13 protein-coding genes are annotated in these 16,172 nt (G+C 38.5%); 8 read left to right on the top strand and 5 right to left on the bottom strand.

Annotated features, from left to right (window positions below):
• Positions 1–10: 10 nt before the first annotated feature.
• Entirely contained in the window at positions 11–466 is a 456-nt protein-coding gene (gene soxR / locus QUE86_RS16880; protein ID WP_286260698.1) for a redox-sensitive transcriptional activator SoxR, read from the bottom strand.
• A gap of 76 nt (positions 467–542) precedes the next feature.
• Between soxR and QUE86_RS16875 the strand changes: the two genes are divergently transcribed.
• The 3 genes from QUE86_RS16875 to QUE86_RS16865 are packed head-to-tail and all read left to right on the top strand — an operon-like array spanning position 543 to position 2,178.
• On the top strand, positions 543–1,007 hold the full coding sequence (locus QUE86_RS16875) for a flavodoxin family protein (RefSeq protein ID WP_286260697.1): 465 nt from the start codon (positions 543–545) through the stop codon (positions 1,005–1,007).
• Positions 1,008–1,054: 47 nt separating this feature from the next.
• On the top strand, positions 1,055–1,579 hold the full coding sequence (locus QUE86_RS16870; RefSeq protein WP_130052806.1) for a DsrE family protein: 525 nt from the start codon (positions 1,055–1,057) through the stop codon (positions 1,577–1,579).
• Positions 1,579–2,178 (top strand): SGNH/GDSL hydrolase family protein, encoded by a 600-nt coding sequence (locus tag QUE86_RS16865; RefSeq protein ID WP_286260696.1) that lies wholly within the window; start codon positions 1,579–1,581, stop codon positions 2,176–2,178. The genes QUE86_RS16870 and QUE86_RS16865 overlap by 1 nt, the downstream gene beginning before the upstream one ends.
• Here QUE86_RS16865 and QUE86_RS16860 read toward each other — a convergent pair.
• Together QUE86_RS16860 and QUE86_RS16855 are read right to left on the bottom strand one after the other, a co-directional pair.
• Complete coding sequence (locus tag QUE86_RS16860) at positions 2,175–2,843, bottom strand: LytR/AlgR family response regulator transcription factor (RefSeq protein ID WP_130052804.1); 669 nt, start codon at positions 2,841–2,843, stop codon at positions 2,175–2,177. The two genes, QUE86_RS16865 and QUE86_RS16860, sit on opposite strands and share 4 nt — an antisense overlap.
• On the bottom strand, positions 2,836–4,347 hold the full coding sequence (locus QUE86_RS16855) for a sensor histidine kinase (RefSeq protein ID WP_286260695.1): 1,512 nt from the start codon (positions 4,345–4,347) through the stop codon (positions 2,836–2,838). The genes QUE86_RS16860 and QUE86_RS16855 overlap by 8 nt, the downstream gene beginning before the upstream one ends.
• 305 nt (positions 4,348–4,652) lie before the next feature.
• Between QUE86_RS16855 and QUE86_RS16850 the strand changes: the two genes are divergently transcribed.
• Together QUE86_RS16850 and QUE86_RS16845 are read left to right on the top strand one after the other, a co-directional pair.
• Positions 4,653–5,522 carry an ABC transporter ATP-binding protein gene (locus QUE86_RS16850; RefSeq protein ID WP_167657463.1) on the top strand — a complete coding sequence of 290 codons (870 nt, stop codon included), beginning with the start codon at positions 4,653–4,655 and terminating at the stop codon, positions 5,520–5,522.
• Entirely contained in the window at positions 5,516–8,668 is a 3,153-nt protein-coding gene (locus QUE86_RS16845; protein ID WP_286260694.1) for a M1 family aminopeptidase, read from the top strand. The genes QUE86_RS16850 and QUE86_RS16845 overlap by 7 nt, the downstream gene beginning before the upstream one ends.
• A 76-nt stretch (positions 8,669–8,744) precedes the next feature.
• On the opposite strand, the gene QUE86_RS16840 is transcribed toward QUE86_RS16845, so the two are convergent.
• Positions 8,745–11,003 carry a TonB-dependent receptor gene (locus QUE86_RS16840; protein ID WP_130052801.1) on the bottom strand — a complete coding sequence of 753 codons (2,259 nt, stop codon included), beginning with the start codon at positions 11,001–11,003 and terminating at the stop codon, positions 8,745–8,747.
• 263 nt (positions 11,004–11,266) lie between these two features.
• Here QUE86_RS16840 and QUE86_RS16835 point away from each other — a divergent pair, with 263 nt between their 5' ends.
• The 3 genes from QUE86_RS16835 (at position 11,267) to QUE86_RS16825 (ending at position 15,144) form a co-directional block, all read left to right on the top strand.
• Entirely contained in the window at positions 11,267–12,274 is a 1,008-nt protein-coding gene (locus QUE86_RS16835) for a LacI family DNA-binding transcriptional regulator (RefSeq protein ID WP_286260693.1), read from the top strand.
• A 101-nt stretch (positions 12,275–12,375) separates the two neighbouring features.
• On the top strand, positions 12,376–13,626 hold the full coding sequence (locus tag QUE86_RS16830; protein WP_286260692.1) for an MFS transporter: 1,251 nt from the start codon (positions 12,376–12,378) through the stop codon (positions 13,624–13,626).
• A 9-nt stretch (positions 13,627–13,635) separates the two neighbouring features.
• Complete coding sequence (locus QUE86_RS16825) at positions 13,636–15,144, top strand: trehalase family glycosidase (RefSeq protein WP_250662272.1); 1,509 nt, start codon at positions 13,636–13,638, stop codon at positions 15,142–15,144.
• A 625-nt stretch (positions 15,145–15,769) separates the two neighbouring features.
• On the opposite strand, the gene QUE86_RS16820 is transcribed toward QUE86_RS16825, so the two are convergent.
• Positions 15,770–15,982 (bottom strand): catalase, encoded by a 213-nt coding sequence (locus QUE86_RS16820; RefSeq protein ID WP_167657467.1) that lies wholly within the window; start codon positions 15,980–15,982, stop codon positions 15,770–15,772.
• Positions 15,983–16,172 lie beyond the last annotated feature (190 nt).

The following is a 16,172-nucleotide window of genomic DNA, read 5'->3' as shown; positions in this document are numbered from 1 at the left end:
AGTAATAAACTTAATTTCTGTCTAATAGCACTGCGCCATTTTGCTCTTCACCTAAATAATCGTCTTTATTGTAAATAGGGCATTTGGCCATTGATAAGCAGCCGCAGCCAATGCAACCGTTAACGCGCTCGCGCAATCGCTGCATGTATTGAATGCGTTCATCTAATTGGATTTGCCAGCGCTTCGAAAGTTCTGCCCAATCTTGTTTAGTGGGTGTGCGCTGCTCAGGTAGAGTGCTTAAAGTTTGTTTAATGTCTTCAAGGGTTATGCCCATGGTTTGCGCGGCTTTTATTACGGCAATTCGGCGTAATACATCGGGTTTATAGCGGCGCTGATTACCGTTATTTCGCCAGCTGCGAATAAGTCCTTTCGACTCATAAAAATGCAAGGTTGAAACTTTTACGCCACTGCGTTTTGCCACAAAGCCAACCGATAGGTTTGCATCAATAAGTTTCTTATCTGACATAATTTGCTCCAAGGTGTTGACCTAAAGTTAGCTTGAGGTTTTACGCTGCGCACATCATAAAAAAGGAGTGATAGTCATGCAACAAAAACCAATAACAAATACGGTAATTATTTATTCAAGTGCGCGAAAACAAGGTAATACGAGTTTACAAGTTAATGATTATAAAACGCAATATGGTGGTGATGTGGTATGTCTAGATGACTATGTTATCTCGCCTTATTGCTACGATAAGCAATATAAAAATGATGATTTTTATGCGGTATTTGAAGCGCTGTTGAATTATCAACATTGGGTACTTGCATCTCCGGTGTATTGGTATAACACCACACCGCAGTTTAAAGCATTTTTAGACCGGATCACTGATTACATGGATGATGAAACACTCAGGCCTAAACTGAGAACACTTCGTGAAAAGCAGTTTTCATTGCTCTCAAACGCAGGATCTTCACACGCACCTAACGCGTTTATCGAGATGTTTAAAAACACCTTTAATTACTTAGGCATGACCTTTAAAGCGCATCAACATATTGATGCTAGTTAAACGCGTTTAAACAAGGTAGGCTAGAGTAAAAAACAACAGGAACTTTTATGAAATCAACACTGTTAGGTTTATCTTTAGCCTTATTATCTTCGTTTAGTCATGCAGAGCAAGCTGAGCCTGCTATTAAAGGTTTTGGTTTTTATTATGATGTGCCAAACCATGCGCCAATCTCTGATCAAACGGTTTTCAAAGTGGCATTTGATGTAGCTGATGCGGCAGAAAAAGGGGGGCAGAATAACAAAATGAACTCATTAGCACGATTCATTAATATGCACATAGCTCATGGTGTGAAACCTGAGAACATTCAACTTGCTTTAGTTGTGCATGGCGGCGCAAGTGTTGATGTACTGGAAAACAGTTTTTATAAAAAGCGCTTTGACAGCGACAATAAAAATCAGCAATTGATCTCACAATTGTTAGCACAGAACACTGTTGTGTATTTGTGCGGGCAGTCTGCAACGCACATGAAGGTAAAGCAACAGCAGCTTATACCGGGTGTACAAATGGCTTTGTCGGCAATGACCGCACACGCACAATTGCAACAACAAGGTTACACACTGAATCCATTCTAATGAATATCTTATGTTTTGGTGATTCAAACACCTATGGTATTTCGCCCGTTGATGGTAAACGCTTGGCTGCCGAAGAGCGCTGGCCAAGTTTGCTTGGTATTAAATTAGGTGCTGGCTATGAAGTGATTGAAGCCGGACAGCCAAACCGTACGCTGGTGAACGACCCGCCTTTTAGTGGCGATAAACTGGGTATTAAATACCTCGAACCCTACCTCGCGGCTTATCATTTAGATGTGATTATTATCCAGCTCGGCACGAATGATTTAAAGCGCCGTTTTGCACTGTCGCCTGCTGATATTGCCAATGCCCTCGAAACGCTCATTTTAGATATAAAAAACTACTATCTGCACCGCGAATTGCCCAAAATAATGATACTAAGCCCGCCTGCGGTGTATGAAGTTGGCGCGTATCAATCTATTTATGCAGGAGCAGAGCTAAAAGCAAAACTGTTAGTGGAAGAATTTAGAAATGTTGCTGAGAGCAACAACTGCTGTTTTGTTAATTGCTTTGAACTTATAACGACATGTCCTTCGGAAGGAATTCATTTGCCAATCTCACAGCATGAGGTTCTTGTAGAACACCTGATAAGTATTCTCTAAAGTAAAACTTTGCAGTGCTCTTTAAAAGATTTGCCAATTTTTATCTTATCACCATTATCTAGCTCTACATGCTCGTTTGTAATAGCTATGACTCTGTTGTTATTCACTATGTATGATTTATGGATTTGAGTGAATGAACCTATTAACTGCTCTAAAAGCTGTTTTAGAGTTGTTGTTGCGAGGATCGTTTGGTCGTCTTGGTGTACTTTTACATAATTACCATATGCCTCAATATATTTAATTGTATCTAAGCTAAGCTTGCGTTTTTCGCGATCTATTTTTAAGGTGATTGATTTGCTTTTAGGAGCCAGGTAAATGCGCTCGCGCACTTTATTTATTGCTTGCTGAACACGTTTTGCAGATACAGGCTTGAGTAAATAATCAGTAACATTAAGTTCAAAGCCCGTGATTGCATATTCTTCATAAGCACTCACAATGATAATTTGAGGTGGATTAGCGAGTGCTTGAATGAGCTCTAATCCTGACAATTCTGGCATGTTTATATCTAAAAACACGACATCTATAGTTGATTTTGCTAATTCGTACAAAGCATCTTTAGCGCTGAAATGCTGAGAAACTACTTTGATATCTGAGTACGACTCTAAATGATGAAGAATTACTTGATGAGCAAGTGGTTCATCATCAACAATAATTGCCTTAATCACTTGATAGCTCCAAATAGAGGTTGGTTTGCCAAAGTCCATTGTGATTGTGCACCAATAAAGTATGTTTTTCGGGATAAAGCAGCTCTAAACGGCGCTTTAAATTTTTTAGTCCCATACCTGAATCATCGTTATCGCTTTTGCGAGGAATACTATTTTCGCAATATAAAGTTAAAACGTTGTCGTTTAATGTTAGTTTTATCGTTACTTCAGCGTTTTCTTGTGCGTGTTCAACACCGTACTTTATGGTGTTTTCAACTAAAATGATCAGAAGCAGTGGTGCTATAGAAAGAGATTGAGTAGTTTCAGGCCATGCTAGGTTGAATCTACAGTTATTTGCATGCCTTATCTTGTGCAGTTCAAGAAAGTTTTTAATGTAACTTAGCTCTTTTTCGAGTGGAACGAATGGTTTTTGCCCTTCATAAACGGTATATCTCAGTAAGTCAGCCAACTGTAATACCAAATCAGGAGTCTTTTCTGATTTTGTTAATGCAAGTGCATATAAGTTATTTAAAGTATTAAATAAAAAGTGCGGATTAATTTGCTGCTGCAGTAGCTTTAGTTCTGTTTTTATTTGCTGTTTGGCTACTTCTTCTAATTTATGGTGGTGCTGTTGGCGTTCAAACGCCAAGATAATGGGTGTAGAGATACTTAAAAATAAAAACATAAACTGATAATTGTACTTATTGATAATGTTTTGGCTGCCTCCCGGAGTTAGATTGGCGACATATGAGGGTAAGTCATTAACAGGTAATGTGAGCACAATAGCGACAAGTAATGGTGTAAAAATAACCATGCTAATTAAGCATGCAGATACAAAAATGAGCACTCCATGTCTGGCTAATAATTGACGTATTAAAATGTAACGATTAAATAAAAAAATGCCGTGAACGATAATTGCGTAGACCAGAAGCTGAGAAAAATACCAAATAAATTGATAATAGTTTGTAAGTAGCTTTTGAGTATCAAATATCAATGCGAATGGTTGATTTAGCAGGGGGGATTCATGGCTATTAAGTATGCCAGCCATGATAAACGCCCAGGCAAAACATATAAAAAAAACAACTTTATTTAATGTAAACAATGAGCTAATCCAACTGGTAAATTTAGATTTTTGGTTCTTCTTAAAACGTTGGGATGAAAGCCAAAATAAACTTGCTAGGCTGCAAAGTAACCAACATTGTTCTTGTAAGTAATGCCATTTATCATAAGTTGGCAAGCCGTTGCTTAATAGATAAGTGATTATTGGATAACCAATAAACCCAGACAACCACCACAATGAAGCTTGCTTTAAAGAGTGTTGAGATGCTATCCAGTGAGCGATTAAGAAGGGGATACACTCAAAAATTAGCTGTAAATTTACTTTTAGATAAGTACCTGGTGAATCAATTCTCAGGGAAAGATAACGAATATGGCTTTCAAGTAGTATCGCAGCGATTAATGGTAGTAAAGCAACCATGCTTTTTGTGTTTTTAGTTGATGATAAATAGCTAATAGCTGCCAGCAAAATCTACTCCGTTCATTTTTTATTTTTGCAACTTTACATTGTTGTTTTTTCGAACATTTATATATTACCCTAATTTCTAAATAATGTGGAAACTGAGGGCGTAACATACTGATAAAGGGTTACTAATAGATTTAGCTTAACGTTTTTATTGCTTTATTCATCCACATTTTGATGAAAGTTCTTTTTTTGATGACGAAAGCAGAATATTTGCTTTCATCATCAAACTTGACTCATTGATCATTACTTCATAGTAGCGAGCTTTGCCATTCCTTAATCTAGATTTGTGCTAATTAAGGAGCCAATAAATGCTAACACTTGAACATATTTCGAAAACATACCCTGATGGAACTCAAGCACTTAATGATATAACCATTGAGTTACCCAGCGGCATGGTAGGTTTATTGGGGCCAAATGGCGCTGGTAAGTCTAGTTTGATGAGAACCCTTGCATGCCTGCAAACTATTAATTCTGGCCGTATACAGTTTAGTGGCTTAGATATATTAAAAGACCCTGAAAAGTTACGTAAGCAACTTGGTTATCTACCACAACAATTTGGTGTTTACCCACATATAGGGTGTAGAGCACTACTTGAACACATAGCCATATTAAAAGGGCTTGAAATTAAAAAGACAAAGCAACAGATTGATGACCTGCTTACTGCGTTAAACTTAACTCAACATGCAAATAAAAGAGTCAGTCACTTTTCGGGGGGAATGAAACAACGCTTTGGTATTGCTCAAGCATTGCTGGGTGATCCCAGATTAATTATTTTAGACGAGCCTACTGCGGGGCTTGACCCGGCTGAGCGAGAGAGTCTCAATAACTTATTAGTTTCAATGAGTAAGAATCGACTGATTTTGCTCTCAACACACATTGTTGAAGATATAGAAAACCAATGTCACTTTGTGGCGATGATTAAAGGAGGTCAACTGATACAAAGTGGCCATATCGATACCTTAGTAAGTCACCTCAAAGGTAAAGTATGGACATTAAAAACTTTGCCAAACGAACTGCCCAAAGGTGCTTTAGTACTGAGCCAAAGTTATCGATATGGCAGGCCTGTCTTTCGAGTTTATGCCGCAGAACGCCCAACTATAGGAGCTGTTTTGGCGACAGAATCATTACAAGATAAGTACTTCTTTGAACTAAAATCTCAAAGAGGCGAATTATGTTAATAATTAATGAGTTAAAGTATCTTTTTCGTCAACCAATAGTTTGGGTGTGCTTGCTTATTGCGCCAAGTTTTGCATTTTCACTTTCTTCAGGGCTTGCAACAAGTAATGTTGACCCGTTACAGCAGTATCAATTGCATTTAGTGTCATTACACATGATGCAATTGGTTTTATTGGTTGGAGCATTATCGCCAGCAATTTTCTTACGTGATCACCTCTTTCATATGGACGAAATTATTGCTGTTGCATCAGTAAGTTCAAGACAAAAAAACTATGTTCGAATAGGTGGTTTTGTAAGTCTATTAATGATGGTTTCATTAAGCAGTACGTTGGTTATGAGTTTCGTAGATTTTCAAAAATATGGATTTAGTTGGCAAATACTTGGTTATACAATTTTTTATAGTGGTTTTGTTTTACTCATAAACTGTTTTTTACTTATTGCTTTGGCATTTTGGCTTTGTCAAAGGTTTCGAAGCTCAATGATTATCTATGCCGTTTTTGCAAGCATTTGGATAGCTTATTTGTTCGCTGCGAGTATAACGGGTAATCCAATTTTAGCAGGTAGTAATGTACTTAACGAAACGTTTTATAAGTTATTCATCTGGTTAGATCCATTTGCCTATACAACGGTAATAGCAAGTTTTAGCGAGTCGCAAAATATTCCTTTTTATATTAATCGTTTTGTTTGTTTTAGTCTGGCATTGGTTATTTTTACTTTCGCTGTTGGTTTGTACCCCCAAGCACATGCACGGGCAAAAAAAGCGAAGGAAAGGCATCTTGAGTCCGATTTTAGGCCTAACACTCACTATCAAACGGTAAAGCCTACATTTCGTCAAAGCTCGATTCTATTTGAGCTATATAAAGCTGCAATTTTAAATATCTTAAAACAACCAATAACAATCATTTTGTTACTTTTATGGCTAGGGTTGGTGTTTAATAGTGTTGCATCCTCTTCTCAGTATGCAGAGCCAATGAGTGTTATAAAAGCAACTAGCATTGATGCTGTTAATCAATATGCCTTTGATATGTATATATTGCTAGGGTGTTTACTGGTGGCTCTATGGAGTTGGCAACTTAGTTGTAATGCTAGGCACTATAAAGTAGCAGAGATAATTGCAGCAGCGCCTATTAAGACCGCTTCAATTTTACATAGCCAATTATTGGCAATAGTGAGTTTGGTGTTTGTTTATTCGTTAATTGGCTTAGTTGGCGCATCTCTAGCTGAACTTTTTATTGGCAGTGACTTTGACTTCTATCAACATATTTATATTTTAGCTTTAATGGGGCTGCCGCTGGCTATTATTGCTTCAGTATTTGTATGTATTTTCAATTTAATGCGCTCAGAGCTCGTTGCATCTTTAGTGGTTTTAGCCATTTTGTTACTTAAATTTACTCCAGTAATGACTTATTTAGGGCTAACACACACGTTTTGGAGTGTAGCTTGGACACCATTGCAGCCGGCTAATGAATTTTGGGGCTATCGCGCAAGTTTAAGTAGTTACTGGCCTTATATTCGCGCATGGCTAGTGTTATTACTTAGTGTTGTGCTTGTTAGTCAGGCTTTTAATCATCGTGGTACAGGGTTGGGCCGCAGGGCTTTTAAAAGTAAAGATGCTTGGCTGTTAACACCTGCAGTTTTAGCTATCAGTTTATTTTGGCAGCTGCATGCTAATTTAATTTCAGAAAAGCCACTAAGTAACTCTCATAAACGAGAAAGATTTAAAGCAAACTATGAAAGAATGTTTACTGGTTGGAAACATAAAGCTCAGCCAAAAGTGAGTCATATCGATGCAGAAATAGATTTTTACCCCTATAAGCAAACAGCACAATTTAACTTAACCTACTCATTTACTAACCCTCACAAAAAACCAATAAAACAGGTATTGATAGGTCGCGCAGGTTTTTATCAATGGGCAGATATTAAGATAGAAGGAGCTGAGCAAGTCGCGTTTTATCCATCAATGAATCAAGCTATTTACGAGTTTAAACCTGCACTCAAGCCATTTGAAACAAGGCAACTTAAAACACAATTTGAAGTTAAGCAAGCCAAATTATGGCCCACACAAGGGCATCAAATCATTACGCCTGAATTTAGTTATATTCGTTCTGTTCCACTTTTACCGACGCTTGGATATCAAAGAAACTATGAGCTAGGTGATGAGAAGTTAAGATTAGATTATGGCCTTCCACTCTATGTTAAAACACCACCTTCAAAGCTATTTAATACTACATACCAAGTACCGGATAGCTATGAACGTATTACTATGAAAAGCAAGGTTACCACCGCAGTAGGTTATCAGGTCGTTTCACAAGGTAAAAATACAGAGCATATTATTGAAGGACAAAGAGCCGTTTTTAAATTTCAGACGACAGTGCCAATTAACAACTTACCTGCTTGGATGTCGTTTCCATTTGGAGCAACTGAGTTAATTTATGAGGGGGTGAAGTTACAGGTTTTTACTAAATCAAGTGCAACAGAAACTGTTCAAGATGCTGTAAAAGTTAACTTACAAGCTATGAGTGATACGCTTTCTTGGTTTAAGAGTAATCTTAATGCGTACAAAGGTTCAAAGCTCAGTTTGATTGACTCAACAGGTTTTGGTGGGACTGGGTATGCATTACCTGAAATTATTTTGATTGATAATAAAGTCGGTTTTAGAGCAAAACCAAGTGAGGGAGCAGGTTTTGATCAACGTTATCGACGTGCAGTACATGAAACGGCTCATCAATGGTTTGGTCATGATATTGGCAATAGTGTTCCTGAAGATAGCGCTTTTTTGATTGAATCATTAGCTAAATATATAGAGCTTGTGGTGATTGAAAAGCGTTACGGAAAAAAGGCTGTCGATGCATTAGTCAAATATGAAACTCAACGATATCAACAAGCTTCTAGGCTAGATATTTCGACAAAGCAAGCATTGGTAGATTCATCAAAAAGTTACGATCAGTATTCCAAAGCCACTCTTGTATTTGCAAAGCTTAGGAATGAATTTGGGGATGCAGTGATTGTGACAGCTTTAAAATCAGTATGGCAAAAATACGCATTTCCTAATCGACCAGCTACGTCAATGGATTTTATTAGAGCTTTACAAGAACAGCTTAATGAACAAGATAAAGACGTAATTAATAAACTTTTTTTGGAAGTATAAAAACAAAAAAGCCACAGGTTTTAGAACACTGTGGCTTGGGTATTGATTGCATAACAACCAAGGGAGTTAGGTGAGTTTAAAACTCATAGCTAATGCTTAAGCGTGTAGTACGAGGCATAATGTAACGACCATTCGGTGCGTCAGCATTACGAGGATCACCTTCAGTGATACCTTGCTCGTCAGTTAAGTTATCAACCGCTAACTGCACTTTAATACCTTCCATAGGTTCAACAATTAAACCAATGTCTACTTTTTCGTAACCTTCTAAAACAACCGTATTTTCGTTGTCGCCGAAGCGATCATCAACCGCTGAGATTGTGCCGTATAAGGTGGCATACATGTCGCTTACTTCAAAGTCATAGCTTGGTGTTACACGTACTTGCCATTTTGGCTGGCGTTGGCTTTCGTTGCCTTCGTTGCTCGGGCTTTCTGTGATTTCTGTTTCTTGAAGCGTTGAGTTTAAGTTAACTGAGAAACCAGATTCGTGGTTGTAGTTATAATCAAGCTCAATACCGTATGCTTCGTTTGTTAAGATTTCAGCGGGTACACCAGGGCGGCGAACAAAGGTGTCACCTTTTACTTCATTAGTGAATAAAGTTGCGTAGAAATCGGTGCTATCGGTAAGTAACTTATAACCAAACTCGGCTTGTGTTACTTCTTTAATTAACTTTTCGCCACCTTCGTATGCACCAAAGTTATCACGAAAATCATCGAAGTAAGGCATTTTATAACCGCGGTTTACACGAGCAAATACACCCATGTCATCGTTAATTGAGTAGTTAATACCTGTTGTCCACGATGTTTTACTTTCGTCATATTGAACTGACTTGTCGATTACGCCATCAAGACCTTCATCAACTGAGTATTCAACTTCGTGGCTTTCAAAACGAACACCCGCATCAAGTGTAAAGTCATCGTTGAATTTATACTGAGCGGTTGTATAAAACGCATTGGTGCGTGCATCACCTGTCGAATTGATATCGTAGTTAAAACCACAACCCTCAACACTTGCATTACACTCGATGCCGTCTAGCATTTCGCCGCCTGCTTCAAGTACGTGATACGCAGTGTTACCTAAGCTCCACCAGTCATTTGCTGATGTGCTTGCTGTGTAATAACCAAATGCTAGTGATAAGTTATCTAGCTTTTTAGCGAATGCTAAATCATTGGTGAATGCGCTAATTTCTTTTAAAACCACCCAACGGCCAAGTTGTTGAACCGCAGTGCCTGCATCGTATTCTGTGCCAGTTACTGCACCTGTTGCTGTTTCACCGTTATCAGCCACTGCACCAACCGTTGTTGCAGAGCCTGCCGGTACTAAGCCGTAAGTGTTTGCATCACCCTTGGTGATGTTGAAGCGATCTGTGAAGCTCCAACCGTTATCGAATTCAAGCTTAATGCTACCGCCTGAAACATGACCTTTCCAACCACGGCCTTCACCTAAATCGATTTGTTGCTCATCATTATTTGCGCCTGTGTAAATTATCGCTTGGCGATTTAAAGTACCCAGTTGCGTGTAGCTTGCATCAACACCATCAACATTTAGTGGCGTAGGTAAGTACCAAGCACCGTGGTCGTCTGTTTGACGGGTGTATAAATTAATGGTGCCGTTTTCTAATTCTTTAGTGATATTAATTGTGAACTGGCTGCCTTTTTCTGATGTAAAACCAGCATCACGAATACCTGGAGAGCTTTTAACATAACCTCCCACCATGAAATATAAATCATCAGAAATCTCACCACTAACCATAGCGTCAAGGCGTTGTAAGTCATAATCTGAGGTTGTGTATTTGAATACACCTTCGGTATCTTCACTACCACGCTTAAGGCGGAAGTTAGTTGTTAAACCAGGTTGGCCATTTGAAACAACAGGGTTTGGACCACCACGTAATGCTTCCATTGTTTCAATGGTTTCGTCTAAACGGAATAACGACGAGTTTTCTAAAAATGACAAAGTAGGCGCAGGGTAAATTGGCGAACCTTCAAGGCTTAAGGTTAAAAATGGTGCATCACCACCGCCAGGAAAACCACGTACAAATACGTTAGCACCAGATTCACCACCCGAGCTTTCTACCCACACACCCGGTACTGCTTTGAATAAATCAGCAGTACTTTTTGGCGATAATTTAACAATTTGATCTGCATCGATATTGGTAACGGCATAGCCTGCATCAATTTTACGTACGCCAATACCCGCTGGCGTACCAGATACAATAATTCGTTCAACTTTTTCTTTAGCTGGTTGCTCAGTTTGCTCTTCAGCCATAACTGTCTGGCCACTCAAAGCTAGCAAAATTGCAGAGGCTAGCGCACTGCGTGTGTATGTAGTTGTCATTGTGTGTTCCCATTTTTTATGTTGTTAAAAGCAATGTATTAGCGAATATTTTGAATTGTTAACACCTTGCTTTTATAAACCATAGAGATTTATGCAATCGTTTGCAATTTGTTTTTTCAGTTTTTTGTCCTTTTTTTACTCTCAGAATGAGTTTGCCTGTTTATGCTTACTGAAAAAATATTATGCTTAATGGCGCAGCGATTTAGACAAAATGGTGGTATATTGCCAGCCTATGTTTTAAAGGAAGGCAGTGTTTCAGTTTCATGAACGATAGAAAATTAAAGTTAGCCGATCTTGCTAAGTTAGCCGGTGTTTCTACGTCGACAGTATCCCGCGCGCTCAATGATAACCCATTGATAAAACAGGAAACTCGTGACAAGCTTCAACAGTTGGCAAAAAAACATAACTTTAGTTTAAACACAGCTGCTAGCCGCCTTCGCACCCAAAAAACCAATGTTGTTGCGGTTATTATTAACCTTGATGGTGATACAGAGCAGTCTATTAATGATCCTTTCTTACTTAAAATTGTCGGTGAAATAAATTTAGCGTTAAACAAATTTGGCTTAGAGTTATTACTTTCTAACTCATTTATGGCCAGTGATGATTGGGCTAATTACTTTATCAATAGCCGCCGCGCAGATGGCATTATTGTGGTCGGCCAAGGTAAAAACCAAGCAAATATTGAAGCTGCAGCGAATGCAGGTGTTCCTTTAGTTGTGTGGGGCGATCCAAAAACACCCAGCAGTTACCCAATTGTTGGCAGCGATAATTATTTAGGCGGTCGCCTAGCGACTGAGCACTTATTGAAAAATGGCGCTAAAAACATTTTGTTTTTAGGCGACCCTGGGCATGCTGAAATTAGTGAACGGCATCGTGGTTATTTAGATGCCATTTCTGCAGCAAAAGCCACACCTCACGTACTCTCTATCGATATCACCAGTAGCGCTGCTTACAAAGGAATTAACCAATTATTGGTAGAAAAAGGGCTTTGTTTTGATGGCATTATGGCATGTAGTGATATGGTGGCTTTCGGTGCGATGAAAGCCCTGAAAGAGCGTTACATTAGCATTCCAAATGACGTTGCCCTTGTGGGCTTTGATGATATTGCTATGGCGGATATCAGTCATCCTTCGTTGTCGAGTATCAAGCAAAACACTCAACGTGCCTCAGTCATTCTTGTTGAAAAGTTGTTAGCTCAGTTAGCAGGGCAGTCGGTAGAGTCTCAAGTTGTTGAAATAGAACTAGTAAATAGGCAATCTAGTCAGCGCTAAACCTATTGAATGTTAGCGACATGTGTAATTTTAAATGCAAACGTTTGCATTTTATTTTTCGCTAAACTAGACTGAGTAAAAATAATCATAGGTTGAAGTGAATGAATCCTATAAGAATAACCATCGCGCTGGCATGCAGCTATTTTGTCTTTGCTTTAATGCTCAATAGTGTAGGCACTGTTATTTTACAAGCAATAAATAGCTTAGATGTAAGCAAAACACAGGCGTCTGTTCTTGAAGGATTTAAGGATTTAAGTATTGCTATTGTGTCATTTTTAGTGGCGTCATTTATTCCTCGCTTGGGCTATAAAATTGCCATGCTCGGTGCTTTATTACTGGTTGCAATTATGTGCTTAGTTGTACCGAGTATTGCTGAGTTTTGGGTATTAAAAGCACTATTTGCCGCAATTGGTTGCAGCTTTGCTGTGATGAAAATCTCTGTTTACTCTGTCATTGGTCAAGTGACTGATAATGCAAATAAGCACTCTGCTTTATTAAACACTATAGAAGGAGTGTTTATGCTAGGGGTGTTATCGGGCTATTGGATTTTTGCGTTATTTATAGATGCTGATAACCCGCAAAGTAGTCACTGGCTGAATGTATATTACTTGCTTGCAGTGATTGTTGCTGTAGCGTTTGTTTCAGTCATTGCAGCTCCAATAAAATCACCAGAACTAAAAACAAATCAGCAATCTCAGCTGCATGACTTTATTGATATGCTAAAGCTGGCCTATCAACCATTGGTGCTCATTTTCGTTGTAAGTGCATTTATGTATGTACTTATAGAGCAGGGAGTAGGCACTTGGTTACCTACTTTTAATAATCAAGTTTTAAAATTACCCGTAGATGTAAGTATTCAACTTGCTAGCTTGTTTGCTGCGGCACTGGCGCTGGGCCGTTTAGTGGCAGGGCAAGTACTTAGGTTTATTAGTTGGTTTAGTTTATTAATGGGCTGTTTGGTCGCTATGGGTGTACTTGTAGTGTTGGTGCTGCCTTTAACTCATGATGTTGATGGTAGCCAAGTGAAAAGTGTTTTTGATGTGCCTTTTGCTGCATATATGTTGCCGTTGATTGGCTTTTTTATGGCACCGATTTACCCGTTACTTAACTCTGTGATGCTGAGTTCACTTGCTAAGCACAAGCATGCTGCTATGACTGGTTTAATCGTCGTTTTCTCTGCATTAGGTGGCACAACGGGCTCAATTATTACGGGCTTTGTATTTGATAAGTTCAGTGGTCAACACGCGTTTTATCTGACATTAGTGCCAATAGCCTTGCTATTAATTACTGTTTCCGTATTTAAAAGAATCACCTTACAGCCACAGTATTTAGAAGCATCAAACGTAAAATAAGGGATTATCATGAATTTCGTTAATAGCCAACTATTTAAAGACGTACAGTTAGCAGAAGTGTTTGCTGATTCAAAAATGTTTGCCGATGCAGTGCCAAAATTGTCTTGGCAAAGTGCGTGCGAGTTATATCAACTTGTTGGGCCTTTAAAAGGCGATGAACTACGAGAATTTGTGATGTCGAATTTTATATTTGCTGATCAATCTATTCCTAGTGCCACATTAGATTCCACATCAGTTAAGCAATATATTCTTGATTTATGGCCACACCTACATAGAAATGCCGATACTGATTTAGCAAGCTCACTTATGCCACTGCAATTTGATTACATTGTACCAGGTGGCCGTTTTCAGGAAATTTATTACTGGGACAGTTACTTTACCGCACTTGGTTTAGAAGATATTGAAGACTTAGCAACTATTGAAGCAATGGTAAATAACTTTATTGACCTGCAAAAGCGTAATGGCTGTATTCCGAATGGTAACCGTGTTTATTATAGCTCACGCTCACAGCCTCCTGTTTTAGCGTTGATGTTAGCGATGCTGTGGGATGCTAAATATAAATTTGAGGCTGATTTAACTTGGCTGGCAAACGCTGTAAAAGCACTTGAAGCAGAGTATCAGTTTTGGATGACTGGCTGTAACGACCTTAGCATTGAAACGCCTGCCATTAGGCGTGTTGTTAAAATGCCTAATAAGGCTATTTTAAACCGCTACTGGGATAGTGCGGCAACACCTCGTCCAGAGTCATTAAAAGAAGATTTACATGACGCTGAAGGGCTAACAACTGAGCAGCAGCAAAGCTATTTCCAGCATATTCGAGCTGCATGCGAGTCTGGCTGGGATTTTAGTAGCCGTTGGCTACGCGATCATAGTGACCTAAAAAGTATTGAAACAACCAATCTCATACCGATTGATTTAAATAGCTTATTGTATAATGCAGAACACACTTTAGCTCGCTTCTACCGTTTACTTGGTGCAGAGCAACAGAGTCAGTCCTTTGCTGAGCTGGCTACACTTCGCCTAGATACTATCAATACCTATTGTTGGAATTCTGAGGCAGGTGTTTACCGTGATTACAACATTCGACTCAATCAGCAAAGCAGCGTTGATTCAATGGCAATGGCCGTTCCTTTGTTTGTTGGTGCTGCATCTGTACAACAAGCCCAGCAAGTAAAACAAAAGCTGATGAGTGAGTTTTTAAAACCAGGTGGTTTAGTTACAACATTATGTAGTACTCCACAACAATGGGATAGCCCTAATGGCTGGGCGCCGCTGCAATGGTTTGCTGTAAAAGGTTTAACTGATTATGGTTTTGTCAGCGAAGCACAAGCGATTATGAAAAATTGGTTGAGCATGATTGAAATGCGTTTTGCAGAGGATAAATGCCTGCTTGAAAAGTACAATGTGTGTGAATTAGTCAGCCGTGCAGGTGGTGGTGAGTACACAGTGCAACAGGGGTTTGGTTGGACAAATGGCGTAACATCACGTTTTTATAAACTACTTGATGACAACCTTTGAGCTGTTTGTTCAGATCACGATTTGAAATTTATAGTAAGTGTGTCTGAAGGCATACTTACTATTAGATAAAATTTTTGATTTATTTCGTTCATTGAGACTGTTTTGTATATTTATTCATAAAGTACAATGGAATACATAGTATTAATAGTCCCAGCCATTGCCATAATGGAGCAAAAACAAACACCAACGCTGATTGTGCGTCATGAGAAAAATAAATTGAACCTAAGGTCACAATACCAAATAAGACACAAATGATAGTGACAATAAATGAGGCAATCTGTGTCATTCTTGTTTTACTGTGTTCAACCATCCACGCCATTAACAGGTAAGGTGAAATCCCCCATAGAACGAAGCCAATTGGAAGGCTTTGTGAACTGTCAAAATTATCAATGGTTATGAGTACAGTAATAATTATGGCTAAAACAGTGAGGGAATAAGCGCATTTGGAGAAAGTAATCCATTTCATAAATAAACTTAATTGACTGAATGCTATAGGTATTTACCTCTGATGGAGAATTAAGCAGAAAGTTCAATACATGGTCTTTTATTGTTTTGCTTTATTGACCTGCTAGCTCAAACAGAGCGGCAATGATTAAGTTTTCGAGATTTTTACTCGCAGCTACCCCTATGCATCCTTACCACGAGTATTAACCACACACTTAGGAATATATTTACATGCAAAGCGTTGCCGTTTTTGAATTACATGAACGTCTTCAAGTAATACGCTGCAACGAGGGGATGTTGTAAAAGAGTTTTGGGTATAACCCACAGCTACATCATTGTCTTTAGTGAATGTTGAAGCGCTGATTATAAGAGTAGGTGTGTAAATAAATTTCATATAAACCTATTCATAAGTCGTCAAGGCATTTGCATTTTATAGCAGTCTTTATGTGAAGTTTTTTTATTAGGTAATGCTGAGCGCTTTTATTAGTGTAATAGACTTTAACTATTAAATTCACGTGTATTTTAATTTGTATTACAAAATGAAGTTCTCATTAAAACTGTGTATAATTTGCGCCCTTTAAATT

The sequence above is a fragment of the Pseudoalteromonas apostichopi genome (assembly GCF_030297135.1).
Classification (GTDB): domain Bacteria; phylum Pseudomonadota; class Gammaproteobacteria; order Enterobacterales; family Alteromonadaceae; genus Pseudoalteromonas; species Pseudoalteromonas apostichopi.
The sequence above is the reverse complement of the archived record's forward strand: the minus strand, read 5'-3'. Positions and strand labels throughout refer to the sequence as shown.

What these genes read in the sequence shown, in the direction of transcription:
- soxR (WP_286260698.1), bottom strand. Translation starts at nt 466, where the DNA reads ATGTCAGATAAGAAACTTATTGATGCAAACCTATCGGTTGGCTTTGTG.
- QUE86_RS16875 (WP_286260697.1), top strand. Translation starts at nt 543, where the DNA reads ATGCAACAAAAACCAATAACAAATACGGTAATTATTTATTCAAGTGCG.
- QUE86_RS16870 (WP_130052806.1), top strand. Translation starts at nt 1,055, where the DNA reads ATGAAATCAACACTGTTAGGTTTATCTTTAGCCTTATTATCTTCGTTT.
- QUE86_RS16865 (WP_286260696.1), top strand. Translation starts at nt 1,579, where the DNA reads ATGAATATCTTATGTTTTGGTGATTCAAACACCTATGGTATTTCGCCC.
- QUE86_RS16850 (WP_167657463.1), top strand. Translation starts at nt 4,653, where the DNA reads ATGCTAACACTTGAACATATTTCGAAAACATACCCTGATGGAACTCAA.
- QUE86_RS16845 (WP_286260694.1), top strand. Translation starts at nt 5,516, where the DNA reads ATGTTAATAATTAATGAGTTAAAGTATCTTTTTCGTCAACCAATAGTT.
- QUE86_RS16840 (WP_130052801.1), bottom strand. Translation starts at nt 11,003, where the DNA reads ATGACAACTACATACACACGCAGTGCGCTAGCCTCTGCAATTTTGCTA.
- QUE86_RS16835 (WP_286260693.1), top strand. Translation starts at nt 11,267, where the DNA reads ATGAACGATAGAAAATTAAAGTTAGCCGATCTTGCTAAGTTAGCCGGT.
- QUE86_RS16830 (WP_286260692.1), top strand. Translation starts at nt 12,376, where the DNA reads ATGAATCCTATAAGAATAACCATCGCGCTGGCATGCAGCTATTTTGTC.
- QUE86_RS16825 (WP_250662272.1), top strand. Translation starts at nt 13,636, where the DNA reads ATGAATTTCGTTAATAGCCAACTATTTAAAGACGTACAGTTAGCAGAA.
- QUE86_RS16820 (WP_167657467.1), bottom strand. Translation starts at nt 15,982, where the DNA reads ATGAAATTTATTTACACACCTACTCTTATAATCAGCGCTTCAACATTC.